The 25846-nt window shown below is 39.5% G+C and carries 13 protein-coding genes and 1 pseudogene; 7 read left to right on the forward strand and 7 right to left on the reverse strand.

Annotated elements, in window-relative coordinates; genetic code table 11:
- Positions 1 to 199: 199 nt before the first annotated feature.
- Together K429_RS0106755 and K429_RS0106760 are read left to right on the forward strand one after the other, a co-directional pair.
- Positions 200 to 2845, forward strand: coding sequence for a T9SS type A sorting domain-containing protein (locus K429_RS0106755; RefSeq protein WP_025726435.1), 2646 nt, complete (start codon positions 200 to 202; stop codon positions 2843 to 2845).
- Positions 2846 to 2927: 82 nt separating this feature from the next.
- Positions 2928 to 3154 (forward strand): annotated as a pseudogene (locus tag K429_RS0106760) (nucleoside deaminase); the annotation flags it as partial.
- On the opposite strand, the gene K429_RS0106765 reads toward K429_RS0106760, so the two are convergent.
- The 5 genes from K429_RS0106765 to K429_RS0106785 form a co-directional block, all read right to left on the reverse strand.
- Entirely contained in the window at positions 3151 to 3351 is a 201-nt protein-coding gene (locus tag K429_RS0106765) for a fructose-bisphosphate aldolase (RefSeq protein ID WP_025726436.1), read from the reverse strand. The pseudogene K429_RS0106760 and the gene K429_RS0106765 overlap by 4 nt on opposite strands.
- A 387-nt stretch (positions 3352 to 3738) precedes the next feature.
- Positions 3739 to 4050: a hypothetical protein gene (locus K429_RS0106770; protein ID WP_025726437.1), complete on the reverse strand. Its 312-nt coding sequence runs from the start codon at positions 4048 to 4050 to the stop codon at positions 3739 to 3741.
- A gap of 50 nt (positions 4051 to 4100) precedes the next feature.
- The gene (locus K429_RS0106775) at positions 4101 to 6455 is read right to left on the reverse strand and encodes a hypothetical protein (protein WP_025726438.1); all 2355 of its coding nucleotides are present in this window, start codon (positions 6453 to 6455) and stop codon (positions 4101 to 4103) included.
- Between the two features lie 88 nt (positions 6456 to 6543).
- Complete coding sequence (locus K429_RS0106780) at positions 6544 to 8454, reverse strand: RagB/SusD family nutrient uptake outer membrane protein (RefSeq protein WP_025726439.1); 1911 nt, start codon at positions 8452 to 8454, stop codon at positions 6544 to 6546.
- A 12-nt stretch (positions 8455 to 8466) separates the two neighbouring features.
- Positions 8467 to 11694: a TonB-dependent receptor gene (locus K429_RS0106785; protein ID WP_231501821.1), complete on the reverse strand. Its 3228-nt coding sequence runs from the start codon at positions 11692 to 11694 to the stop codon at positions 8467 to 8469.
- A gap of 407 nt (positions 11695 to 12101) precedes the next feature.
- Between K429_RS0106785 and K429_RS0106800 the strand changes: the two genes are divergently transcribed.
- Both K429_RS0106800 and K429_RS0106805 read left to right on the forward strand, forming a co-directional pair.
- Complete coding sequence (locus tag K429_RS0106800) at positions 12102 to 13943, forward strand: heparinase II/III family protein (protein WP_081750837.1); 1842 nt, start codon at positions 12102 to 12104, stop codon at positions 13941 to 13943.
- Between the two features lie 32 nt (positions 13944 to 13975).
- On the forward strand, positions 13976 to 15148 hold the full coding sequence (locus K429_RS0106805) for a glycoside hydrolase family 88 protein (RefSeq protein ID WP_007217674.1): 1173 nt from the start codon (positions 13976 to 13978) through the stop codon (positions 15146 to 15148).
- A 521-nt stretch (positions 15149 to 15669) separates the two neighbouring features.
- On the opposite strand, the gene K429_RS0106810 is transcribed toward K429_RS0106805, so the two are convergent.
- A complete protein-coding gene (locus tag K429_RS0106810) occupies positions 15670 to 16077 on the reverse strand; it encodes a LacI family DNA-binding transcriptional regulator (protein WP_025726443.1) in 408 nt (135 codons plus the stop codon).
- 139 nt (positions 16078 to 16216) lie between these two features.
- Here K429_RS0106810 and K429_RS0106815 point away from each other — a divergent pair, with 139 nt between their 5' ends.
- A complete protein-coding gene (locus K429_RS0106815; protein ID WP_025726444.1) occupies positions 16217 to 20167 on the forward strand; it encodes a two-component regulator propeller domain-containing protein in 3951 nt (1316 codons plus the stop codon).
- 195 nt (positions 20168 to 20362) lie between these two features.
- Here K429_RS0106815 and K429_RS0106820 read toward each other — a convergent pair whose 3' ends face one another.
- On the reverse strand, positions 20363 to 21781 hold the full coding sequence (locus tag K429_RS0106820; protein ID WP_025726445.1) for a sialate O-acetylesterase: 1419 nt from the start codon (positions 21779 to 21781) through the stop codon (positions 20363 to 20365).
- Positions 21782 to 22046: 265 nt separating this feature from the next.
- On the opposite strand from K429_RS0106820, the gene K429_RS0106825 reads away from it, so the two are divergent.
- Positions 22047 to 24047, forward strand: a complete 2001-nt coding sequence (locus K429_RS0106825) for a glycoside hydrolase family 97 protein (RefSeq protein WP_007214440.1) — start codon at positions 22047 to 22049, stop codon at positions 24045 to 24047.
- A 13-nt stretch (positions 24048 to 24060) separates the two neighbouring features.
- Positions 24061 to 25845 carry a glycoside hydrolase family 2 protein gene (locus K429_RS0106830; RefSeq protein WP_007217676.1) on the forward strand — a complete coding sequence of 595 codons (1785 nt, stop codon included), beginning with the start codon at positions 24061 to 24063 and terminating at the stop codon, positions 25843 to 25845.
- The last annotated feature ends 1 nt before the right edge of the window (position 25846 follow it).

Genomic DNA, 25846 nt, shown 5'->3' on the forward strand with positions numbered 1-25846 from the left:
CTTATGAAAAAAATATGGCATTATCTGGTTGAAAACGCGCAGACAGAAATGTATCCTCTTTTTTTATCCTTACATTTTTCATGAAATCGTTTCCGATGATTTATCCCTGTTTCTTTGAACAACCTGCTTCAAATCATTAGTTTTGTCTTGCCAGCCAGTTTCCGGCTGTAATTGTATAATCACTAAATTACTAAAATTTATGCAGAAAAAGACACTACTCCTTCAATCGGTTCACAAATTAAAACGGATTTGGATATTATGTTTGATAAGTCTGTGCATTGTACCATTAAATGCACAAAATTTTTACAAAATTGAAATGCCTAATTACATCCTGCAAGCATCAGGCACAAACACAGAGACTTTGTATATCAAAAACAAGGAATCTGAAAACCTGATTCAACTCGGAAAACTAAAGTTCGGATGGACACCTGCCATCACAATGGAAAATACATGCAGTTATGAAATCATTGAAGTAAACGGATATCAGGCCATCCGAGCCACCTACACTTTTCCTTCATCCGTGCCTTCTTCTATTACACTGACCGGAACCTTTATTGCACGTCCCGACCGAGTAGACGTCCAATATTTGGTTTCTGGTGTTCCTACTGGATATGTCACCAACTGGGGAGGCTCACAATTCCGCTTCATACTCTCCAACAAGGCAAATACCCAAATATTGCCAGAGGCCAAACTCGGCTTATGGCAACGGGATGCACAAGGAGGATTGCCCATTGAAGCCGCAGACTCCAATTTCTTCCCATTCCTCATAAAAGATAAAATAATATGTTTGGCCTATGGTCCTGAGAATAAGGCTAATTCCAGTTGGAAGGACGACTGGTACAGGCATACTGTCTTAATTGATAATAAGGACGGTTCTTACTCCACGAAGTTCTCCGTACTGGTGGCTTCTTCGGACTGGCCGTACGAAGCCATCTGCGCCCAATGGAAAGGACGTCCCTTTGCATTAACTCTCAGCACCGATAAATTTTACAATTGGTGGGAAAATGCATCCGGAACATTAAGTGTAAAGGCAAATCTGGCCAACACTTCCCAAGAGAAGAAAAATTGTACACTCAAATATTGGATCAGAGACTATGCCGGAAATTATGTTGTCAATGAAAGCCTGTCACTTACTATAGAAGCCGGTCAGCTACAAGTCTATCCCATTGAGTTCACCCCTGAAAGCGAAAGAGAAATCTACTTTGTGGAGGCTTCCATTGAGGATGAAACTGGCAAGGAGCAAGTGTTCCACAGAACGAATCTAGGGCTCCTACCCCCACACGAGTTTACATCTACTCCTGATGAAAACATCATGGGACTTTCCGCTTACTGGGCTATCCCTGACTCAACAGAATTGAAACGGTTGTTAAACAGAATGGGGGTCAGATGGGTAAGAAACGGAATTAACAGCAGTTTCAAGAATATCGAAGCGATGTATCATAACAATATCGACTGGACAAAAAAGTGGACTGATACAGAACGAGATAAACAAATCCGAACCTGCTTCCAAGAAATGGTGAAGAATGGAAACAAAATTTGGGAGTTTGGCAATGAACTGAATATGAGTTCTCCTGATATAGGTGGAGCCGGTGAAGGTATCGGAAAAGCACTATTGGCCGAGCCTTATGTGAAATGGTTAAAAGCTATCCGCAAGATACAGTCGGAAAAAACGGAATGGCAAAAAATCAAAATTATATCTTTCGGTTTTGCCGGTACTGACGAAGTATTCCTGGAAAAACTCGTCACACTAGGAGGTTGGGAATTGCTGGATGGAATAGCACTTCACCCAGGAAGAGGTAACTTTACTCCCGATTATCCTGTAACAGTTCCATGGAATGAATTTGAGAAACCTTCTTCAGGATATCAATATTGGAATTACTATGGTTCCATCCGTATTCTCAAAAACTTCATCAAAGCACATGGAAATGATAAAGATTTATACCTGACGGAAGTCTACGCACTTGACTTTCCGAACCATTCATGGAATGATACTCCCCGCGAATCAGCCGAGAACGTGGTCCTTTCATTTGCACTTGCTGCTGCTGAAGGAGTAAAGAATGCACTCTATTACCAGCTATTCAATTCAGTATGGAATAATCAATTAGGTGTGAGAGCAGACAACCGCGAATATTTCTTTGGTCTAATCAACCGCGATCTAAGTTTCAAGCCTTCCTTCATGGCCTACTGCAATATATCCGAAGCGTTGGATGGGGCCCGTTTCAAAGGATGGATTAAGTTCAGTGAAAATAATCCTTTCAGCAAAGGAGTCATGTTCGATACGCCTAAAGGTCCTATGAGTATTATTTGGGACAGAATGGAAGGCGATATACTACCACGTCCCAACGGGAATAGTTCTCCGGAACCCTGGATCAGTTCATGGAATATACAAACGGAATTGACTTTGCCTTGCAAAGAAGAAAGTATTACGGTATTGAATGCCATCGGACAAAAAGAATCAATCCCGGTAAAAGACCATAAAGCTACAATAACTTTAACCGGAGCTCCGGTTATTGTTTACGGCATGGATGCCTCTCAGATACAGCTTCACGGAGATGCCCCGACCGGCATAGAGAACCTTTATGTCGATGGGAAAGATATACAAATAAGTCCTAATCCGGTAAAGGACCGACTGTTCATCAAAGGTAATTTTCAGTCGGATATCGAGCAAATACACCTCTATATTTATAATGTAATCGGGCAGCAGATTACAAGTCAGTCAATTTCGGTATTAGGTAATACTTTGGAACACAGCATAAACATGACTGGAATCAATGTAGGAATCTATTACGCAGTCTTCGACATAAATGGTGCCAAACGCATAACCAAGAAGATTATCAAGCAATAGAACAGTTTATATTATTCTTAAGATAGAAGTGTTACCCGAAGCAATCTTTTTGCTTGGGTAACATTTTTATCTATCTTGCTAGCCATGCTCCATGTGCCTCGGTGCTATCTATTGGGCAAACTGGACAGAATGTATTACGGAAACAACAAGACCACCGCGCGGAATATAGGTTTTGATGACTCTTTTATTTATGACGAGATTGCCTTAAAGCTTGCTAACCGTAAACTACCGCCGGAAATATTGTTACACAATGAAGAGATCAAAGTTTTTGAGGCATGGACTCAAAAGGAAGGAAAAACAGGCTATTAAGCTTTCACAATGGCCTGCAACTGTTCCATATTGTTGAAATTGAATATCGGGATGGAATACATTGCATTATGAGCATTATCTTTTTTAAAAGTGTCTAATGGTAATTTTAGTGTGCCGTCGTTCAGAACCATATTTTCTACTTTGTGGGGCTTCATCAAATCTTCTGAAATTTCATAGTGTATGGAAATATTTCGCATAGGAACCTGATTCTTTCATACGCAAATAGAGACGGTTGCTTTCTCTTCGGTCTTGCATAGCCAGTTTGCATGATCGAGAGAGGCAGTAACTTTTATCAGTTTTAGGGTAGCTGTGAAAAAACATATATTGTCTTCATTTCCAATAAATACAACAATACTAATCTGATAATAAGTATTTTATTCATTTCTGGTAATATTTAAAAAGTTATATTGAATTTTACAACCGTGGGCGGATGTTTTATTTGAATCATTTATCTGCGAACTTTACATACTGTTTCCAGTCATATAGAGTGATATTATGTTTTCCGGAACGAATATGGTAGGCCCGAATATAAACTCATATACTGGAGGATGTACTCCGGATAGGAATTCTCCTTTAGGGTCGGCTCATTGGCCTTCGGTGGTGCTGGCAATATAAACCGGACGTGGTGCTAAAAGAGTTATCAATTCATACAGGTCAAAAGGAAGCGTGTTTTCTTTGCCGTTGTATTTCTGGAAATTGCGATAAAAATAATGGGGAAACTGCCAGTTGACAGTCTGAACAGTCTCTCCGAAAGTGTGTCGGGAAAGGGCGGCCCCTCCACAACTGAAACAATTGGAAATAGTCATAGCAAATTTGGGAAGACTTTCAGCCAACACCGTGAACGTAAAACACTGTAAGAAGAATAAAATTCCTGTAATCATTTTTAGAGTATTCATGGTAAAATGTTTATATTATTCTTATTTTTTTAACTTTATGGCATCCTTGATTAATGATAAAGCTGAATTCGTGACGCGTCTATTCCGTATATCACGCAAGGAGCGCCAGTCAGTTCTATAGTCACTTGGTTGTTAATAGCGGGTACTATTTGTTTTTGTCCGATGGCATTCAGTAAGGTAACCTCGGGAGCACTGCTTGGCAAGGTCAGTTTCTTTTTTATTCTCCATGAGCTTACCCAAGGTTCCGGAAAAATATCTCCGTTAGGATGGGTCAGGATATTTCCTTCTGTCCTATCCCAAAGTACAACCATGCTTCCCTGGGGAGTGTCGAACAAAATTCCTCTGCTAAGCGGATGCTTTTCGTCCATCCGTATCCAGCCTTTGAATACAGCTTTATCCAATACTTCAGCCGTGTTGCAAAAGGCCATCAAAGAAGGTTTGAAACTCAAATCTCTGTTGATCATCCCAAAGAAATACTCCCGGTTGGTGGCATTTACTCCTAAATGGTCGAACCATACGGAGTTAAATAGCTGATAGTAAAGCGCATTCTTTACTCCCTCTGCTGCTGCAAGCACATACGATAATAATAAATTCTCTGCCGCTTCGCGAGGGGTATCGTTCCATGAATGATTTGGATAATCAAGTGCGTATATTTCGGTAAGGTACAAATCTTTGTTACCTCCATGCTTTTGTATGAAATTCTTAACTATCCGGATAGAACCGTAATAATTCCAGTATTGATATCCGGAAGTAGGCTTCTTGAAATCTTCCCAAGGAGCGGCTACCGGGAAATCTGGTGTAAAATTACCTCTGCCCGGATGCAATGCGATTCCGTCCAGTAAGTCCCATCCTCCCAATTCTACAATTTTTTCCAGGAAGACCTCATCTCCCCCTGCTATTCCGAATGAGATAATCTGAATGTTCCGCCATTCAATTTGTTCTTTTTGAACTTTGCGTATGGCTTTCAGCCACTCTATATATGCTTCGGCTAAACGAGCTTTGCCAATGCCTTCGCCGGCACCGGCAATATCCGGTGAACTCATGTTCAGTTCATTGCCAAATTCCCATATCTTATTTCCGTTCTTTACAATCTTCCGGAAAAAGGAGCGTATCAATTCTTCTCGCTCTGGGTCTTTCCACTTCTTCTTCCAGTTTATGTTATTGTGAAATGTAGCTTCTGTATTTTTGAAACTGCTGGTAATTCCATTACGTACCCATCGGACACCCATCCGGTTTAATAAACGTTTTAGGTTCACGGAATCGGGAATGGCCCAATAGGCTGAAAGCCCCATAATATTTTCATCGGGTGTGGCTTTAAATTCATGCGGGGGCAATATAGCCAGACTTGTCCTTGAGAAAGTTTGTTCTTTTCCGTTTTCGTCTTCAACGGAGACTTCTACAAAATAAATTTCCCGTTCTGTGTTTGCTGTAAATTGAATAGAGTGAACTTGTATTTCTCCTGTTTCTAAGAAGTATTTCTTGGAGTCATTCACTATGTAATTTCCGGCATAGTCGCGAATCCAATACTTAAGCATACATTTTTGTGGAACTGGTGACGTATTGATGATTTTAGCTTGTACGCCGATTGGAGCAGTTGCGTCCTCCCACCAGTTATAGACTTTATCAGTGGTAAGTGTCAAGGCAAACGGACGTTTCTGCCATTTTGCACTGATAGCTTCGTAAGGCCATCCATAAGGAGGAAATAGGATTGAAAACTGAGTGAAATAGTTGCCGTCTTCCTGACGCGACAGAATCGTATGTCTGTAGTCCTCGCTTTTCCAATTTGAGTCGACTTTGTTATCGGCTCCATAAGTAAGGCAAAGCAAGCGGTTTTTTATCAAAAACGGGAATATTTTGGCATCGGCTGTTTCTAACGGAAGTCCTCCTTTAGTATCCCGCTGCCATATCCCCAATTTGGCTTCCGGAAGTTTTTGAGTACCGGCGTTTTCGGGCAGGCAGAAACGAAACTGACATCCTTTCCAGTCAGCCTTATACTTTTCGGGAACTCCTGAAAGCAAATACTGTACGTCCACTCGGTCTTGGTGTACTATGAATGTACCTGTAAGTTTCATCGAAGTCGGTACTGATGGAGAAAAAAAATAATTGATACGAATGGCACTTGCCCCATCCACCTCTATTATTTCATACTTGCAATTGTTTTCGAGTTCAAGTTGAGGCCACCGGCCAAGTTTCAGCTCGCCAAGTTGTACCAATGTCTCCGATTGTTTGTTTTGCAACAGCAATCTTCCTTTATCTTTGGATGCTATTCTTAAAATATAATTGGAAGATTCAATCTTATAATTTGCCAGCATTTCTATGGGTGTTATACAGAAATTGATTATTAACAATAGTAACCATTTTCTTTTCAATTCGGCAAATGAAATGTTATATAAAAGCTTGTACATATCTTTATTCTTTGTAAATTATAAAATTTACCCCTGCTACAAATATTATGTGGCAGGGGCAATTCTTCATAAAAGTGGATATCCACGATTAATCTTTCATGAACTGGCCTTCTTCGGGTACCTGCAAGGGGGGTACATTATTTTCACAGCCTAAATAACCGTTATTTTGATTAATGTGTCCATTGGTGTTGGCTCTGATATCTTTGTTAGGAATAGGCCATAACATGTGATGAACACTCATAGTGTATTCAGCAAATCTGTTCTTTACACCTTTGTTATAGAAATTGTTATGTTGGCTGATCCAGTCGAACCAGAAATTGTATCCGGCATCTTTCAAGTTGCTGGCACCCTTCGAACCACATAAGTTTTCCATTTTGTAGATACGTCCGTCGAATATCTCACAAGGTTTACCTGTCAGTGCGTATGTATAAGCGATACGAACTAATGTAATGTGACGATGTTCTTCGTAATAAAGTTCACGTGCGCGTTCATTCAGAATTTCACCGATATTGATGTCCTGAGCAGTCAACAGATCGGCACCTGCACGTTTGCGTACTACATTCAGCATGTTGGCAGCTTCACCCAGATTATCTTTCCAATAATAACATTCGGCAAGCATCAGATAAACTTCGGCACTACGCATTAGATAGATAGGACTTGAACCACCTTTCCATTGACCGCTACCTGCTGTTGGATCTGGAATATATACTTTGTAGTGGGGCCATGAAAACCAGCAACGGATGGAATCGCCACAAGACATATTTACAGGCTTTACAGCTTTCTTTCCATACCAGGGATCATTGGCTTTCTTCAGGGTCGGGTCATTATAAATCAAGTCTTCCATACGTCTCCAACTATCGTGGTTGTATCGGCCACGTAAGTCATTTTTTTCCTTCTCTGTCCAAATGGTATATTGGAAGTAGTTGGTGGGGCGTACACGGGCAATGCCTCGTCCATATGTTTTATTCACGTCCTCCACAATACCGGCTGCAACGTCTTTGCTGTCGGGAGTGACGGCGAAACCTGTTTTTCCACTCGGAGTTTTTACTACGTTATTATTCCACATAGGAACACAGTTAGCCATGATTTCTGTTTTTGCAGAGCCTGTACCACTGGCATTATTCGGTTCGGATACACCATATAATATACCTTCTGTATTGGCCGGATCACTTTTGGCTTCTACACTGTGCAGATCAAACATCAGGTTGGGGTGATTGTTTTTAGTGGAAGTAAAACGGTTTACCATCAGTGGGTGTTTAGCTACGATTTCATTTCCAACTTTGATAGCATTGTCGAATTCCCCCAATGACATATAGACTTTCATCAACAGTACTCCACAGGCCGATTTGGTGGTGTGTCCACGGTCTACTTGTTCGGGTACCCATTGGTATGCAAATTCCAGTTCTTTTTTCATACGACGTAAGATACTCCAACGATCACATGTATTAAAATCATACCGTGGGTATGTGACTTCAACATCAATGAAGGGGACATCCCCGAACTGGTTGATCAGTCGCCAGTATCTGTAACAACGCTGAAAGTAACCTGTACCCAATACTTTGTTTTTTTCTGCTTCATTGACGAATTTAGTATCTTTCATACGTGAAAGTACTACATTTGTATATTTTATTTGATTCCAGTTCTCATCCCAGTTGTGCGATGTCAAATAGGAGTTTTCCGCATTATTAAAGTTAGCATCCGGCATTAATTGGCGATCCATATCCTGCAAGGGTCCTGCTTTATCAGTTGTTCCGCTGATACAGAGATCGGAGAAGATAAGTTCACAAGTATATCCGCTTCCGTTTCCAAAGTATTCATGACGCATGGAACGTTCGGCTGCTGCAAGAGAAGTGAGCAGACCGTCAGCATCAACATATGCATTTTCAGGAGTGAGGAAAGAGAGGGGCTTAGGTTCCAGCCAACTTTCGCTACATCCGGTTAGTAGTACCGTACATAAAGCGACACCACTGATAGTTTTGAATATTCTGTTCTTTTTCATTGTTCTTTCAAATTAGAGTGTAAAGTTAATACCGAAATTGAATGTTCTTCCCATTGGGCTATTTGATTCAGGATCCCAACCGTCGTAATGAGGAGCAAAGACTGCTACATTATGAATGGATGCATTGAAGCGTAAATCTTGGATACCTACAACTTTTGTCCATTTTTGTGGCAGGCGATATGAAACTGTGATGTTGTCCAAACGGATAAATGACTTGTTTACGTAATGTGTTCCTAAGTTCTTTGAACCGATACGTGCATAGTCATTAATCGGATTTTCTGGTGTCCAGTAAGGCTGATCGTAACCGCAACTGATAGAAGCATCGAAGTTATTGTTGGCGGCATCAGCATATGAACCGTAGTGACCCCATAAAGAGTACAACATAAATGAAATATCCAGATCATTGAACAATTGGAAGTTGTTACGGAATGTCCAACGGAAACGAGGGGTTGTATATTTCTGGTGTTTCTTGTCATCCTGGTCCAATTTCCCATTTTCGTTGAAGTCCAGATATTTAAAGTCACCAGGCTGGCAGCCGTATTTTGCCGCTTCTTCAGCTTCATCTTGTTGCCATACACCATCTCCTACATAATCCCAAATGCGGTCTGGGTCCTCACCAATAAACCATTTGCTAGTGATATCATCGTCTTCTACCTGACCGATGATATTACCGTCAGCATCAAGAATATTTTTCATGTTACCGTATAAGTGTTTAATCTTACGACGGTTGAGTGAGAAGTTACCTGTAGCACTCCATTCAAAGTTTTTGCGTCTCATGATGTTGGCATTCAATGTCAATTCAAAACCTGTATTCTGGAGTTGTCCCATATTACTCAATACTTTGCTGAAACCGGTGATGGGTGGGATGGCACGGTCCATGAGCAAATCATTGGTCATTTTCTTGTATACTTCGATAGAACCGCTTAAGATATCTCCGAAGAGTCCGAAGTCCAAACCTATATTATATGATTTGGCACGTTCCCATTTTAACTTGCTATTTGGCATTTTTTGGTTCAACGTATAAGTGGTGGTATAGAATTTGCCATTTCCATCGATCCAGCAAGTTGGGTTAGAGGTTAACTCTGCAAGGGCAGCGTAGATACCGATGTCTCTATTACCATTTTCACCCCAAGAGAAACGTAATTTACCATAGCTTAACCATGAGGAGGTTTTCTTCATGAATTTTTCTTCTGTGAATACCCATGCTAAGGCAATGGCAGGGAATGTAGCACGTGGGTTCATCATACCGAAAGCTGAGTAACCGTCACGACGAACCGAAGCGGTCAACATATACTTATTACTAAAAGAGTAGAACAAACGCCCCATCAAAGCATCGCCGGTAGTATATTGGTCAGTACTCAATGCAGTAGGATTGTTGCCCAAGTGGATACCATGATAGCCTAATGCGTCACTTGGATTGTATCCTTTGTTAGTGCTCTTAGTCATCCAACTTTGTGACTTTTCGGCATTGACTAGGAAAGTTGCTTCTACTTTATGTTTATCGAGGAACTCATATTTCCAGTTGAAAACATTGTCTACCTGCCAGTTGAAAGCTTTATTATGCTGGCGGAAGGAAGAGCCTCCTTCTCCTGCCCAGGCATCGTTCTTGGCTGATTTGTGCTCAAAGCTTTCGTTCCAAGCCAAACGCGGAGTAAAGTTCATCTGGTAAGAGAAACCGAACGGTAAATTCAGACGCCCGTAGATAGTTCCATCCAGATTCATGTATACTTGTTTCTTATCTGTATATTTACGGTCATAGAATGGGTTGGCGATGGTGTTTGAACCATTAGGATAGTGCTGGTTGGCACTTTCTGGATTGTTAACATCATTACTACAATACGGAGAAAACCATGTCAGAGCTTTAGTATCGACAGCAATAGCGCTTTCATCACGGCTGGAGAAGTTCATATTCAGTCCCACTGTGATATACTTGCTGACATTGGATTCCAGATTCAGGCGGGTAGTGAAACGGCTAAATGCATCACCATCTTTGATACCTTCATTGTCCATATAGCCAATAGACCAATAGTATTGGTAATCTTCACCTTTCTTGCTAATGCTGACGTTGTAGTTTTGTTGTACTGCATTGTTTAACATCAAATCTTGCCAATTGGTTAGTTTACCATTGAAATAATTATTGATTTCAGGGGTAGATAGATCCAGACGTGACAACCATTTCGTTATTAGTTCTTCTTCTGATACAGACGTAACTTTATCCTTCTGGTCATAATTATACCAGTCTACTTTATCTATTCCATTAAGCTTTCTTGGATCGGTATACATTCCCGGATATTGTTCAAGGTATTCATCCGTTTGCCTACCGATTTCGTATGCTTGGCGGAAATCAAGAAATTGCTCGGCATTTCTGAGTTTGCGGCTCTTAATAGGAGTGACCAATCCCCAACTTGTATTGACGTTAATCACTGGCTTACTGCCTGCTATACCTTTTTGTGTAGTGATAGCAATGACTCCGTTTGCTGCTTTTGCACCATATACGGCAGCAGAACTGGCATCTTTCAGTACGTCGATTGAAATGATGTCGTTGGGGTTCAATTCACTAAGTTCGCCATTATAAATAACCCCGTCTACAACAAGTAACGGTTGTGAACCGGCTTTTAACGTACCCTTACCACGTATCAGGAAGTCACCGCCACCTTTTGCTTCGTTGTTGACTGAGATATTCAGACCAGCAGCATTAGCACGCAATAAGTCGTGCATATTACGGGGCATTTCTGCTTTTAAGTCGGTCGGACGAATGTTTGAAATAGCACCGGTTAGATCCTTCTTTTTAGCTGTACCATATCCGATAACTACAACTTCGTCGAGTGCTTGAGCGTCTTCCTGCATTGTAATGTTTAGATTGCTTTGCTGTACTTTGACTTCCACATCTTTGTATCCGATATAGGAAAGAACCAGTGTTTGACCGTTTTTTGCGGCAATGGTAAAGTTACCATTCATATCTGTGATGACACCGTTATTGGTACCTTTTACCATGACAGTAACGCCAATGAGGACTTCTCCCTTGTTATCTACTACATGCCCTTTTATTGATATATTGCCCGTTTGTTGTTCTGGAGCAACACTATGAACCTGCATTGAAAGGGATGTCGTAATGAAGGGCTGACCAGCTTGTACTGTACCAATGCCCAACAAAGCAGTCAGAGCTACTGATTGGGCCAGACGATAGCATCGTTTGTGACCTTGCTGCCACATGCATGGATGTGATGAATTGTTTTTCATATAACTGAATAATAATTTAGTATTTAGATATTTATTAGTCTTTACTGATTGCAACTTTATGATTTTCAACCTCAAAATTGCTGGATAATAATATTGTTTCTATTCTATTCTTTTTAGATTTGCTTTATGTTATACATTTGATTACACTTGCAAATCTCTGAAATAATATGATAACTTATGCAAAGAATGATGAAAATCATCGGGAACGATTTTGTAGGTTTTTAATGTTAATGGCTTGTTATATAGTTGATTATTTCTATGTAAAAACATGTTTTTGCATACCTCGCGCAGAAAGATGGTTAGCTTTTGTTAAGGAAAACGTTCCCGTTGATTTTGCAGATAATGATTCTATATTATTCTATAATATTGTGATATTTGCCATGTTGTTGAACTTTTAAGTAATTAATATGATGATATATTTATCCATTTTTTATAAATTTCGTCTACAGAGAATAATCTTATTGTTAGTTTTAGCTTTTTATTCTTTAGTTCTGTGTGCGCAGTTTGTGGATTATGAAAGAATAACCCCTCATCCTCGTTTATTATTAACGCAAGGAGGAGAAGAAGCTGTAAAGAAATCAATAGCAACGTTTCCATCGTTATTGAAGGTTCATAAGCGTATATTGGAAGAATCTGATGAGATACTCATCCAACAAATGGCGGAACGAGTTATGGAAGGGAAGCGGTTGCTGAGTGTTTCCCGTTTGGCATTAAAACGTATTTTCTATCTTTCATATGCCTATCGTATGACGAAGGAAGAAAAGTATGCTTATCGTGCGACACAAGAAATGCTTTCGGTAAGCCGTTTTCCAGATTGGAATCCATCTCACTTTTTGGATGTGGGAGAAATGGTATTGGCATTATCCATAGGTTATGATTGGCTTTATGAGTATTTGGAATCGGAAACACGTTCTATAGTACGTGACGCAATTGTAGAAAAAGGCTTGGATGCCGCTGCTCTTGATGAGTGGTTTTACAGGGCAGCCTCTAATTGGAATTCTGTTTGTAATGCTGGTTTATTGTATGGTGCACTTGCAGTTTTTGAGGATGTGCCGGATAAGGCAAAAAAAATCATAGAGAGGTGCTTGCTGACTAATCCTAAAGCTTTATCGGCTTATGGACCGGACGGAGGATATCCAGAGGGCTTTCATTATTGGGGATACGGTACCAGTTTTCAGGTGTTACTTATTGCTGCCCTTGAAAGTGCATTGGGGACGGATGCCGGATTGTCCGAATATCCTGGTTTTTGGGAATCAGCTCGCTTTATGGAATTTATGACAGCTCCAAGTGGTGAATACTTTAATTTTTCGGATGCTGTTAATGGAGTGAGATGTAATATGATGATGTTTTGGTTTGCTAAGAAAATGGGGGATTTATCTTTACTATGGTTAGAAAATCAATATTTAGAGAATCCTTCAGTTTGTTTTGCAGAAGATCGTTTATTGCCCTGTCTGTTGATTTTTTGTGCTCATCAGGATTTGAGTAATATACAACCGCCTTCCTGCCATTTCTGGCATAATAGTGGAAAGACTCCGGTTTTTATTTATCGTGGCGGATGGAATAGTAAAGAGGATAGCTATTTGGCCGTAAAAGGAGGTTCTCCTCTAACTTCTCATGCACATATGGATGCCGGTTCATTTATTTATGAAAGGAAGGGAATACGCTGGGCGATAGATCTTGGAATGCAAAATTACTTAAGTCTGGAGAGTAGAGGAGTAAATTTATGGGATCAGTCTCAAGAAGGACAACGGTGGGGAGTGTTCCGTCTTGGTAATATGGCACATAATACGCTTACGATAAACAATAAGCGGCATTTAGTGAATAGTTATGCTTCTATTAACAGAATATATAAAAGTGAAGATATGAAAGGGGCAGAAGTAGATCTTATAAGCGTTTTTGCTGATGATATGGAAAAAGTTGTCCGCATCATTTATCTGAATGAAGAAGATGATCTGATTGTGAAAGATGAACTGGTTACGGGAGAAAAAGAGGCTTTGGTAACTTGGATTATGGTAACACCGGCTGAAGCAAAGATCATCGGTAAGAATCAAATGGAATTGGCTAAGGATGGATATCGAATGTTGCTTACCGTGATTGCACCAGGTGATGTTGAAATGAAACTTTGGTCCAATGAACCTCTCTATGCTTTTGATGAACCTAATCCGGGAAGTATGCGTGTAGGTTTTGAAACCCATCTTCCCGCAAACCGGAAGAATTTGTTGAAAGTGACATTAAATCTTATCAGATGAATTGTTTATTAATTAAATTATAAAAAGGATTTATGAAAGAAAAATGGCTCTTATTAAGTTTAATTGGTTTCCTTATTTCGTGTTCGAAACAGGAATCAATGGATGCATTGACGGCACGTGTATTTACCGTTGCTGAACAGCAGTATTTGACAATGGATACTCGTTTGGAGGTTACTACTTTACCGCAGTCCATAGCTTCGGACAGCACATTTAAATCTTCGACAATTTATTGGTGGTGTAGCGGGTTTTATCCCGGTTCACTCTGGTATATTTATGAGTATACTCAAAATGAAGCCGTGAAGACATTGGCCGAAAAGAATACGTTGAAGCTGGATCCCATTCAATACGTGACCAATGATCATGATGTAGGTTTCCAGTTAAATTGTAGTTATGGTAATGGTTTTCGTCTTACGGGAAATGAAGATTATAAGAAAGTTCTTTATCAAGGGGCACAATCATTGGCGACCCGCTTTAGTTCCGTAACTGGAGTAATCCGGAGCTGGGATTTTTTGCGTCGTGGTTGGAAATACCCTGTTATCATTGATAATATGATGAATCTGGAATTATTGATGTTTGCATCGAAAGCCTTTGATAATGATACTTTGGAATATGTAGCTCGTACGCATGCAAATACTACCCTTAAAAATCATTTCCGTAAAGATTATTCTTCTTATCATCTAGTAGATTATGACCCTGAAGATGGACATGTGCGTAGCCGGCAAACAGTACAGGGTTATTCCAATGAATCATCATGGGGGAGAGGGCAAGCTTGGGCGCTTTATGGCTATACAATGATGTTTCGTATGACCGGAGATGAAAAGTATTTGGAGCACGCAGAAAATATTGCCGATATGCTTCTTTCACGTCTTCCGGTTGATGGTATTCCTTATTGGGACTTTGATGCTCCTAACGGTAATGAATATCGCGATGCTTCAGCCGGTGCAATAATGGCCTCTGCTTTTGTGGAACTGAGTGGTTTTGCTACGGATGAGAAAGCAAGACAAAATTATCTATCAATAGCTGAAAAACAACTTCGAACTCTTGCTTCATCTCATTATCTTGCTGAACCGGGAACTAACTGTAATTTTATTCTAAAGCATAGTGTCGGTAATCTTCCAGAAAAGAGCGAAGTAGATGTACCACTTTCTTATGCCGATTATTATTTCTTAGAAGCATTGTTACGTTATAAAAAGGCTATGGGATAGGCTTGCATAGTTTTTTCTCTCGAAGAGTTGGCTTGTTTAAGGCTAACTTTTCGAGAGAAAAACGTATTTAACTTCTGTTCTTTTCCTAATATATTTCATCAGATATGCACGTTTCTTTTCGGTTTTGGACTAAATGAGTATTCCAATATAAATTGAGATAGTATTGCTCAGCATTTGATTCATTTCTGTAGGGTTATGAATGAATTCACCACAGATTACACAGATTGACACAGATTCTATTTTACTGATTATTAGATTAATAAATCTGTGTGAATCTGTGTAATCTGTGGTGAGTCTTATTCATTACTATACCGTTTTACTCCTTTCTGCACCAAGAAAAAATATTGTATTTCGTCAAATCTATCCGCTTCTTTATTTGTTAGTAATGCGAATCAGTAGCTGAAATTGGTTTGTTTTTGTCGGATGATGAATTAAATGACAAAAGAATAGTTTTTAGAGTTTAACTCTCTGCTTTTCCTTATATGAACCAAATTCAACCCCTGATTTGCATTAATATGAGATTATGCTGATGCACGTTTAGTATGTTGTTGTTTTAAGATGATAGCGATAGGATTTGGGCGATAATGTAGCTTCTTGGCTAAAGCTTGTACAGCCTTCCTGGTGCTTAGGCTAATATCCTTTTTATTGGCTAATGCGCGTGATATAGTAGATGGTGCCAGATTGAGTTGGCGTGCCATTTCTTTGATGGTAATTTTAGGTTGTTTGCAGACTTCCGTATTATTCTTATGGCATTGTTTAAGTTTCACTGCCATGATATTGGGCTTGTAGTTTAATTTGGTGGCCAATTCCATCACGATTTCTTTTGTTTGCGAATTTACATCCCACTGGTCTGCCAAAGCTCTGGATACAGTGGAAGTAGAAAGATTTAGTGCTTTAGCGATTGTTTTAAGTGTTACTTGAGATTTCATGGTATTTACTTTATTAGGGTTAATATTATTTTCTTTATTGTTGCTGCAAAGTTAGAATGCAATGAATATTAGGACTTTACGATATGTCTCAGAAACTCCCGGATTTGTGTCATTAAGGAATAAAAGGTATATTTGCAGCATGTTTAGCCGATATATAGTATTGATATTATTCTTTTTTTGTTGGTCGAGTGGAAGTGCCCAGCTTTTAACCGACAAATTGTTCTTCGAACATTTGACTACCGAAGACGGACTTTCTCATAATTATGTGCAATCCATATATCAGGATAAGGATGGTTTTATCTGGTTGGGAAGTGATAATGGTTTAAACCGTTATGACGGACAGCGTATCGATATTTTTAGTACTAATACCCAACCCACTCTTGGAGGTAATAAAATACGCCGCATCATTCAGGACAGGGATAAGAATTTATGGATATTGCATGAAAATGGTTTGGACAGGATGAAATATTCTACTCAGCAAGTAAAAAGTTTCCTGTATGACAAGAACCAAAGTAGCCGTTGGGTTGGGATTGGGGTTGATAAAGAGGAGAGCTTGGTAGCCTATACGGAAAAGAAAATATTCAGATATGATATGGAAAAAGATACTCTTGTGGTTCTGCAGGACGCTCCGGAGGAATATCGATATTCTGCATTTGTGCAGGCTGGTGGGAAATATTATGTAGGTACTCGCCAACATGGCATTATTGTATATGATGAAAACTGGCAATTGCTTGAGCATATTTATCCCAAGTCCATAGAGAAAGGCCCCTTGACTGACGGATTGATAAATGTGTTGCGGGTGGATTCAGAAGGTTGTCTTTGGAGCGTGATCGTAGGTATATGTATTAACAAATATAATCCTAAGACCAAAGAAGTGAAAACTTATAAGCTTTCTTCTACATCTCTCCTTAATAAGGAGATTAGGGATATCATAGAGTTGAATAAGGACTATATGTTGATTGGCACTTTCAACGGTCTATTTAGGTTACATAAGGATAATATGGAGGAAGTGATAGTAGAAAAAGGAGAAATCGGGGAAGAAGGAGGCTTGAGCTATTATTCTATATATTCTTTGTTTAAGGATAGGCAAGGAATAGTGTGGGTTGGTACATATGCCGGTGGTGTGAACTACAGTCACAGCTATAATCAGCGCTTCAGATTCTTTGCTCCTTCTCATTTGGCTGGACGCTTCAGGATGGCAAAAGAAGATGCTGATAATAATATTTGGTTCGCAACAGAAGGTAACGGTTTGCTGTGTCATCGTCCGAAAACAGGCCAAGTGGAATCTTTTTGGTTGAACGAAAACAAGCATCACAATGATAATATTATTAAATCGATCTGTATATCCGGTGATACAATCATGTGCGGTAATCAACGGGGAGAAGTCTATAATTATTCTATAAAGAGGAATAAATTCTCATTATTGCGGAAATACGATAATACAAATATATTGTATATTTTCAAAGACTCTAAAGGACATTGGTGGATATCCGTACAGGATCAGGGCGTTTTCTGTCTGAATATGGATTCCGTGCGATTCCCATGCTCGAATTACATAGATGAGATAGATCCTGGAATACTTGTGTTTGCCACCCAGAAAGATGGATTGTATGTCTATAATCTGAATACAGGACAAAAGAAACAGATAAGTGCGGCAGATTTGGGGGGTCCTGCAGATAAATCGCTTAGTATAACTTCTTTTTGCCGTGATTCGGAACATAACCTATGGATGACGACTGAGAGACAGGGACTCTTATCTGTAGATAAACATTGGAAAATGCGAAAGCAACATTTGTCGCATACCAAGGTTCATTCGGATAAACTTTATTTCGTTGCCAAACAGAATGAAGAGAGGTTATGGGTAATTGGTGCACACAAATTGTATTTGTTCGATCCAAAAGAAGAACAATTACATACTTTTGATAATAACAACGGTTTGCGTCTGACCGATATGGATGCCTCCAGTCTGATAGATTCAGCCAATCGTTTTTGGATATTGGGTAATACCGGCTATATAATGGTAGATAATCGGAATTTTATGTTGAATGATATACCGGCTTCTGTGATTCTTACTACGTTACGTATTAATAATAAATTGCAAAGACCTTGTGAAAGTTCTGTGTTAGATAAATGTTTGGCTGAGACATCCGTGTTATGTTTAAAACACAATCAGACAAACATCTCAATAGCCTATGCGAGTGATAACCATATATATGGTAATAGCGACCGGTTCTTTTATAAGATGGATGGAGTAGACCCGGATTGGGTGGATGCGGGTAATCGTCGTGAAGTATTCTATAGTAATCTAGCCTCCGGTAACTACCTTTTAAGGATCAAAGTACTTAATAATGATGGAACGATAGGGCCGGAAACTCATTTGAAAATTGAAGTGCTTCCCCCTTTATGGGCGCGTTGGTGGGCATTTGCTATTTATGCTGCTATTATTTTCTACATATTGCAACGTTATATTGCCTATAAGCAAAGGAAACAACGGTTAGAGCACGAACTGTACCTCAAACAAATTGAAAAGGATAAATCTGAGGAGTTCAACCGGGAATTGCAGACCTTTTTTACGCAAGTGGCGCATGAATTTAGGACTCCGTTAACTCTGATTCTGAATCCTTTGGACGAGATACAGAAAAAGATAATACATGTTTCTGGAGTAGAAGAAGACTTGCTGTTAATCCGTCGTAATGCCAAACGATTACTCACGTTGGTAAATGATCTGATGGATCTGAGGAAGATAGAAAATGGCAATGGGGAACTGGAATTATCTTCTTTTAATTTTAATGATTTTATTCAGGAGATTTATTACTCTTTTCAGGTTACTGCCCGGCAAAGAGATATAGCATTGCAGCTTTCTCTACCGGAGATACCTGTATTAGCTACATTTGATAAGGACGCATTAGAGAAAGTGTTCTTTAATTTATTGTCCAATGCTCTGAAGTTTACTCCGGAGGGGGGAACTGTCATTTTAGCTATTTTTTTGATTGAAGGAGAGAAGCCGAGAATACACATTGAAGTGAAAGACACAGGAGTAGGAATATCTAATGAGGATATAAGCAAGATATTCAAACCTTTTGCACTGTCTCATCAGGATTTGCATGGACAGATGGGAGGTAGTGGAGTTGGTCTGACCATAGCAAGAGCTATTGTAGAAAAACATCAGGGAACTATATCGGTTAGACGCAGGGAACCGCATGGTACTTGTTTTTCCATTGATTTGCCGTGGAGATATGATAAATGTTACGAAATGGCGGCTCAATACACATTGGATGAGAGTGAGGATGTAGTAGACAGTGCTTCTTCTTTTAAAGTTACTTCAATTTCTGAGACAATTTTGTTGGTGGATGATAATGTTGAAATTCTGACTTATCTTCAGAAAAAAATGTCGCGAAACTTTAAAGTTATTACAGCCCAGAATGGACGTGAAGCATTGGAGGTATTAGGCAAAGAAAATATGTCATTAGTAGTGAGTGATGTCATGATGCCTGAAATGGATGGGATGGAATTATGTACGTATATTAAAGAGAATCCTTCTTTTTGCCATCTTCCTGTCATATTGCTGACTGCAAAATCCATGACCATGTATGTTGAAGAAGGCTTTCAGGCCGGTGCGGATGACTATCTTGTGAAACCTTTCAAAGTCTCTACCTTGATAGTCCGTATTAATAATATTCTGAGCGGTCGGAAGAAATTGAAGGAGATTTATGGAAAACAACTCTCTTTAAAGAGTGTAGGCATTGAGTTGGAACCTGCAGATAAATCTTTTGCTGAACAATATGAGGCAGTGGTGAAAACACATCTTTCTAATCCAGAGTTGGATGTGGAAATGTTATGCAAGGAAATGGGAGTGAGCAGAGCTAAATTATATCGTAAGGTAAAGGCTATTACTAATCTTTCTCCGGCAGAATTGATCCGTAATATCCGTTTGGAATGTGCTGCTGAGATGCTTCGTACTTCTCAACAGACAGCAACGGAAATTGCCTATCAAACAGGATTTGGCAGTTATAATCATTTTGGTGATTATTTTAAGAGTGTTTATGGAGTTTCTCCTAAAGTATATAAGGAGAGGTATAAGAACACCTGATTTATTCGTTTATAGAGTCGATTGCAGCGTGCAAAGATTTGGAAATGTATATTGGGGCTAACAAGGCCGTCTAAAAATAAACTGTACCTCACAATTTAGAACTGCCCCCAAAAGTTAGACACGAAACTTTAGGAGCAGTTCTCTTAAAACGATAATTCCGTTTGATTTGTTAGCAATGTGAATAATAGATAATGTTTACCAATTATCTGTGCGGAATAGGCAAGCCGGTAGGCCATCCTTATTATAAAGATTTCCGTCCGGATTGTTCTCCCAGTTATAGCGTACAGCAATAGGGTTAGGAACTTTCGGATTCCAAATAACAATTCGATTATCTTTGAGTTCTCCCTGTGCCCAGTAGAATTTTTTATCTTCTCCTGCGATGGTAAACCCTTGCAGACATCCATATCGGCTGCGTATTTCTAAACCGGAACCTGTATTTTTGAATATAATTATGATTTTGTCACCATTGATTTCCATACGTTCGAACATGGGGCTTTCACTGACAATATCCGGACGCCCATACTCGTGATGCAACACTTGTAATGCTACCCTCATACCTACTTCTTGTTTGTTGCGAGGATGAAGATCATGCGGATCTCCTAAGTCGCTGGTAACAATGAGATAGGTTTTAGGAACTGTTAGAACTTTACGCTGAGCATCTCGTATTTCCGCCCAAAGTGGTGTCTTGTTAGTAGAATCGAAGTTGGGAAGTTGGATGATATAAAACGGTAATTCTGAATTCCAGCGATTACGCCAGTCACTGATCATACATGTGAGCCAATCGGTATAAGGTTCTGCATTTCCTACATTGTTCTCTCCTTGATACCAGACGACTCCTTTAATGGCGAAGGATAGCAGTGGATGGATCATTGCATTGTATACCAATGATGGATAATCATTACGCTTTGCTTCCTTATTTGTTCGTGTAAAGTATTCTGTAGGGGGGGATAGTTTCTCGTTTTTGTTATATCGGTCTAGTCGTTTTTGTGGTAGTGTATTGGCAGCTTCCAGACTTGTCCAGGTTTCTACGATTGTACCGCCCCATGATGAATTTATAATACCAATAGGTATATTTGTTTCCTCATAAACCTTTCTAGCGAAGAAATAAGCCACTCCAGAGAAACGACCTACGGTTTCAGGTGAACATACGAGCCATGTTGTGCTGATTGTATCTTTAGGGGATAATTCCATGCGGCGAGGTATGTTTAAAGTTCGGATTTGTGAATAGTTGGCATTCTTTTTCTCCACTTCCGCATTAGTGACGTTGTTTACTACCCATTGCATGTTAGACTGTCCGCTACATAACCATACATCTCCGATAAGAATATCCTTGATACTTATTTGGTTGTCTTTTCCGGTGATTTGCAGTTGATAGGGACCTCCGGCTTCCAGAGCTTTCAGGTTAACTTCCCAGTATCCCTTGGCGTCGGCTTTTGCCGTTTGTTTTTGCTCTGCGAATAAAATTTGTATTTTCTCCTTTGGATCAGCCTGTCCCCATATACGAATAGGCTGGTTCCTTTGTAGTACCATTCCATTGGAATAGATGGCTGGCAATGTCACTTTGGCTTGTACACTTAAAGAGGCAAATAGAAAAATAAATAATAAATGTTTCATGGTAGATTATTTTTTATGCGAAAGTAAGTGAATGCTATAACATATACAATAGATGTGCAGATAAAATTATCGGAAACGATTTCGTGCTTCATGTATTAGATAAACGTCTTGTATATAGTGTTTTAATGTGAAAGTGAATTTGCAAACGTTCCCGGTGTTTTCATACATAAACAGTAAACCGGACTTAAGTAAATGTCTATATTTGTGACGCATTATTTAATTTAGTATTAATCAAAATATCACTTTAAACCAATAAAATCGATTTATGAGAAGATTTTGTCTGACACTTACATTTCTGAGTGCATTCTTGAGTTTTAGTATAGCTCAAAAACAATATCAGTTAAAGTCACCGAATGGGAAGCTTGAACTAAGTATCGAAGCCGATGATCAAATTTGTTATTCCTTAAGACATGAAAATACAGCGATTATTGTCTCTTCGCCGATTTCCATGTCATTAAGCAATAATAAAATATTAGGCGTGAAGTCTAAAGTTAAGAATATACGTAGGCGTGTGATTGATGAGAATATCACTACTGCCATTTACAAACGGAGTGAGATAAGAAATCGTTGCAATGAGCTGTCTCTTACTTTCAGGGATGGATTTCAATTAGAATTCAGAGCTTATGATGAAGGAGTTGCATATCGCTTCGTCGTTACGGAGAATAAGCCTTTTAATGTAATAGCTGAAGAAGCTACATTTAATTTTGACGATGATTATATGGTGTATATTCCCTATGTGAGAGGAGGAAAAAATAAAAAGGTGGAAGACCAGTTCTTCAATTCTTTTGAGAATATCTATACACATGTCAATCTAAGTGAAATGGGTACTAATCAATTGGCTTTTACTCCGGTTGTTGTGGAGTTGAAAGATGGAAAGAAGCTTTGTATTGCAGAATCAGACGTGGAGAGTTATCCTGGCATGTTTGTTCGCAATGCGAATCAGTCTAATTCTTTGAAAGGTGTTTTTGCTCCGTATCCGAAAGAAACGGTACAAGGTGGGCACAACAAATTACAAAAACTGGTTACTGCAAGAGAAGATTATATTGCGAAGTGTTCCGGTAGACGAAGTTTTCCCTGGCGCATTGCTATTGTATCTTCTGATGATAAAGAGCTCCTTGATAATGATATGGTTTATAAACTGGCTGCTCCCTCCCGCTTGGAGGATACTTCATGGATTAAGCCTGGCAAGGTGGCTTGGGAATGGTGGAACAGTTGTGGGTTGTCCGGTGTGGATTTCAAAGCTGGTGTGAACAATGTTACCTATAAAGCCTATATTGATTTTGCTTCTAAGCATGGTATTGAGTATGTGATTTTGGATGAAGGCTGGGCCGTAAATCTAAAAGCTGATTTATTTCAGGTTGTGCCGGAAATAGATTTGAAAGAGTTGGTTGCTTATGCTGATTCTAAACATGTAGGGCTGATTTTGTGGGCTGGTTATTATGCTTTTGAACGTGATTTGGAAAGAATCTGCAAACATTATTCGGAATTGGGTATTAAAGGATTCAAGGTAGATTTCATGGACCGTGACGATCAGGCAATGGTTGATTTTCACTATCGTGGGGCTGAGATAGCTGCAAAATACCATTTAATGTTAGATTATCATGGCACTTATAAGCCGACAGGAATGAATCGTACTTATCCGAATGTGATTAATTTTGAGGGCGTACATGGCTTGGAACAGTTAAAGTTTTCTGGCAGTGAGAATGTGGATCAGGTTACCTATGATGTGACTATGCCTTTCATTCGTATGATTGCAGGACCTGTGGATTATACTCAAGGCGCAATGAAAAATGGCAATAAACGCAATTTTCGTGCTGTTAATGAAGAACCTATGAGTATGGGAACCCGTTGCCGCCAGCTGGCTGAATATGTAATATTCGAAGCTCCGCTATCTATGTTGTGTGATAGTCCTGTTCTCTATGAGCGTGAATCTGAGTGTACCTCTTATATTTCAGATATTCCGACAGTATGGGATGAGACAAGGGCCTTGAATGGAAAAATAGGAGAATATATCTCAATGGCCCGTCGTAAAGGAGATGTTTGGTATGTAGGAGCGTTGACTAACTGGAAAAAGCGTACGATGGAATTTGATTTGTCATTTCTGGGTGAAGGTAAATGGACAATTGAGCTTTATAAGGACGGTATAAATGCGGATAAGATAGCTTCTGATTATCGGAAGTCTGTTATCTTTGTTCCCCAAAATCGTAAACTAACAGTGAATTTGGCAGAAGGTGGAGGATGTGCAATGAAAATTTATAAAAAGTAATAGAGAAATATTTATGAAGAAGAAATTTTTAGGTTGGATTTTATTTCTGATAACTATCTGTAATGGCCAGTACGTTGGTGCTCAGGAGTTACTGACAAATGTATATGGCAGACAATATACTTTCTTGAATGGAAAGTGGAATGTTATTATTGATCCTTATCAGCAAGGTCGGCGAACCTCTATCTATAAGAACAGACCTTTGAGAAATAAGGCTGACTTTAAAGAGTATGAGTTCGAAGGAGGGTTACGTTTGAATGTACCTTCCGATTGGAATTCGCAGCTTCCTGAACTTAAATATTATGAAGGTACGGTGTGGTATGCCCGCAAATTTAAGGTGAATAAAAATCAGGATGAGAATCTGTTTCTCTACTTCGGAGCTGTGAGTTACCGTTGCCGGGTCTATCTGAATGGAAAAGAGATAGGTAGTCATGAAGGTGGATTTACGCCATTTCAGTTCAATATCACTGATTTGATAATAGAAGGAGAAAATTTTCTGGCTGTGGAAGTGAATAATACTCGGACGGTAGATGCAATTCCTGCGCTGTCATTTGACTGGTGGAATTATGGCGGCATAACGCGTGATGTGATGTTGGTACATACTCCTAAAGTATATATCAGCAATTACTTTATACAACTGGATAAATACAAGCCGGATTATATTCATGCGATCTTGCAACTGTCAGAGCGGAAAGCGGGTCAGAAAGTGAGAATTGAAATTCCTGAACTGAAAATCGCATCTGAAGTACAGACTGATGGACAAGGAATAGCGAAAACATCTTTCCGTGCAAAGAACTTAGAACGTTGGTCGCCCCAAAAACCTAAACTTTACCAAGTTACAGTTTCTTCTGCAACGGATCATGTGAAAGAGAATATAGGCTTTCGTAATCTTAGTGTGAAAGGGACGAAGATTTATCTGAATGACGCTCCGATCTTTATGAAAGGAATCAGTTTCCATGAAGAGATAGCGCAACGCCAGGGAAGAGCATTTTCAGAGCAGGATGCTGTAGCATTACTTTCTGAAGCAAAGGAATTAGGTGCCAATTTAGTACGTCTGGCACATTATCCGCAGAATGAATACATCGTTCGTCTGGCTGAAAAGATGGGTATTATGTTATGGGAAGAAATTCCTATCTGGCAAGGAATTGATTTTAAAAATGCCGGGACGCGTATGAAGGCGCAAAGAATGTATACGGAAATGGTTATGCGTGACAGGAATAGGTGTGCCTTGGCCTTCTGGGGAGTTGCCAATGAAACGGCCCCTTCCGAAGCCCGCAATGCTTTTCTGAAGAGTCTTGTCGAGCACTGTCACGAGATGGACACTACCCGTCTGATAACAGCAGCTTTCGACCTGCCGAAACTAAATCCTGAAACGAAGGCTTTTGAAATGAACGATTCTTTTATCGAAGAGTTGGATGTAGTATCGATTAATAAATATATGGGGTGGTATCATGCCTGGCCGTCAGATCCTTCGGAAGTGTGTTGGAATGTGGCTCCTGGTAAACCGTTGATTTTTTCTGAATTTGGTGGTGAAGCCCTTTACGGGCAATCGGGAGATTCTACGGTAACCAGTTCATGGAGCGAAGAATATCAGGAAAAGCTGTTTAGAGATAATCTGGAGATGTTCAACAATGTGAAAAATTTGGCCGGTATCTCTCCCTGGATACTATTTGATTTCCGTTCTCCGTATCGTTTTCATCCTACGAATCAGGAAGGTTGGAATCGGAAAGGGCTTATTTCTGATCAGGGATTTAGGAAAAAGGCTTGGTATGTGATGAAAGAGTTCTATAATAATAAGTGAT

The sequence above is a fragment of the Bacteroides sp. 14(A) genome (assembly GCF_000526555.1).
Lineage (GTDB): Bacteria > Bacteroidota > Bacteroidia > Bacteroidales > Bacteroidaceae > Bacteroides > Bacteroides cellulosilyticus.

Bases quoted from the DNA above. Each gene is read 5' to 3' on its own strand.
- K429_RS0106815 (WP_025726444.1), top strand. From the start codon at position 16,217: ATGTTTAGCCGATATATAGTATTGATATTATTCTTTTTTTGTTGGTCG.
- K429_RS0106810 (WP_025726443.1), bottom strand. From the start codon at position 16,077: ATGAAATCTCAAGTAACACTTAAAACAATCGCTAAAGCACTAAATCTT.
- K429_RS0106770 (WP_025726437.1), bottom strand. From the start codon at position 4,050: ATGAATACTCTAAAAATGATTACAGGAATTTTATTCTTCTTACAGTGT.
- K429_RS0106800 (WP_081750837.1), top strand. From the start codon at position 12,102: ATGATGATATATTTATCCATTTTTTATAAATTTCGTCTACAGAGAATA.
- K429_RS0106785 (WP_231501821.1), bottom strand. From the start codon at position 11,694: ATGAAAAACAATTCATCACATCCATGCATGTGGCAGCAAGGTCACAAA.
- K429_RS0106805 (WP_007217674.1), top strand. From the start codon at position 13,976: ATGAAAGAAAAATGGCTCTTATTAAGTTTAATTGGTTTCCTTATTTCG.
- K429_RS0106830 (WP_007217676.1), top strand. From the start codon at position 24,061: ATGAAGAAGAAATTTTTAGGTTGGATTTTATTTCTGATAACTATCTGT.
- K429_RS0106775 (WP_025726438.1), bottom strand. From the start codon at position 6,455: ATGTACAAGCTTTTATATAACATTTCATTTGCCGAATTGAAAAGAAAA.
- K429_RS0106765 (WP_025726436.1), bottom strand. From the start codon at position 3,351: ATGCGAAATATTTCCATACACTATGAAATTTCAGAAGATTTGATGAAG.
- K429_RS0106820 (WP_025726445.1), bottom strand. From the start codon at position 21,781: ATGAAACATTTATTATTTATTTTTCTATTTGCCTCTTTAAGTGTACAA.
- K429_RS0106755 (WP_025726435.1), top strand. From the start codon at position 200: ATGCAGAAAAAGACACTACTCCTTCAATCGGTTCACAAATTAAAACGG.
- K429_RS0106780 (WP_025726439.1), bottom strand. From the start codon at position 8,454: ATGAAAAAGAACAGAATATTCAAAACTATCAGTGGTGTCGCTTTATGT.
- K429_RS0106825 (WP_007214440.1), top strand. From the start codon at position 22,047: ATGAGAAGATTTTGTCTGACACTTACATTTCTGAGTGCATTCTTGAGT.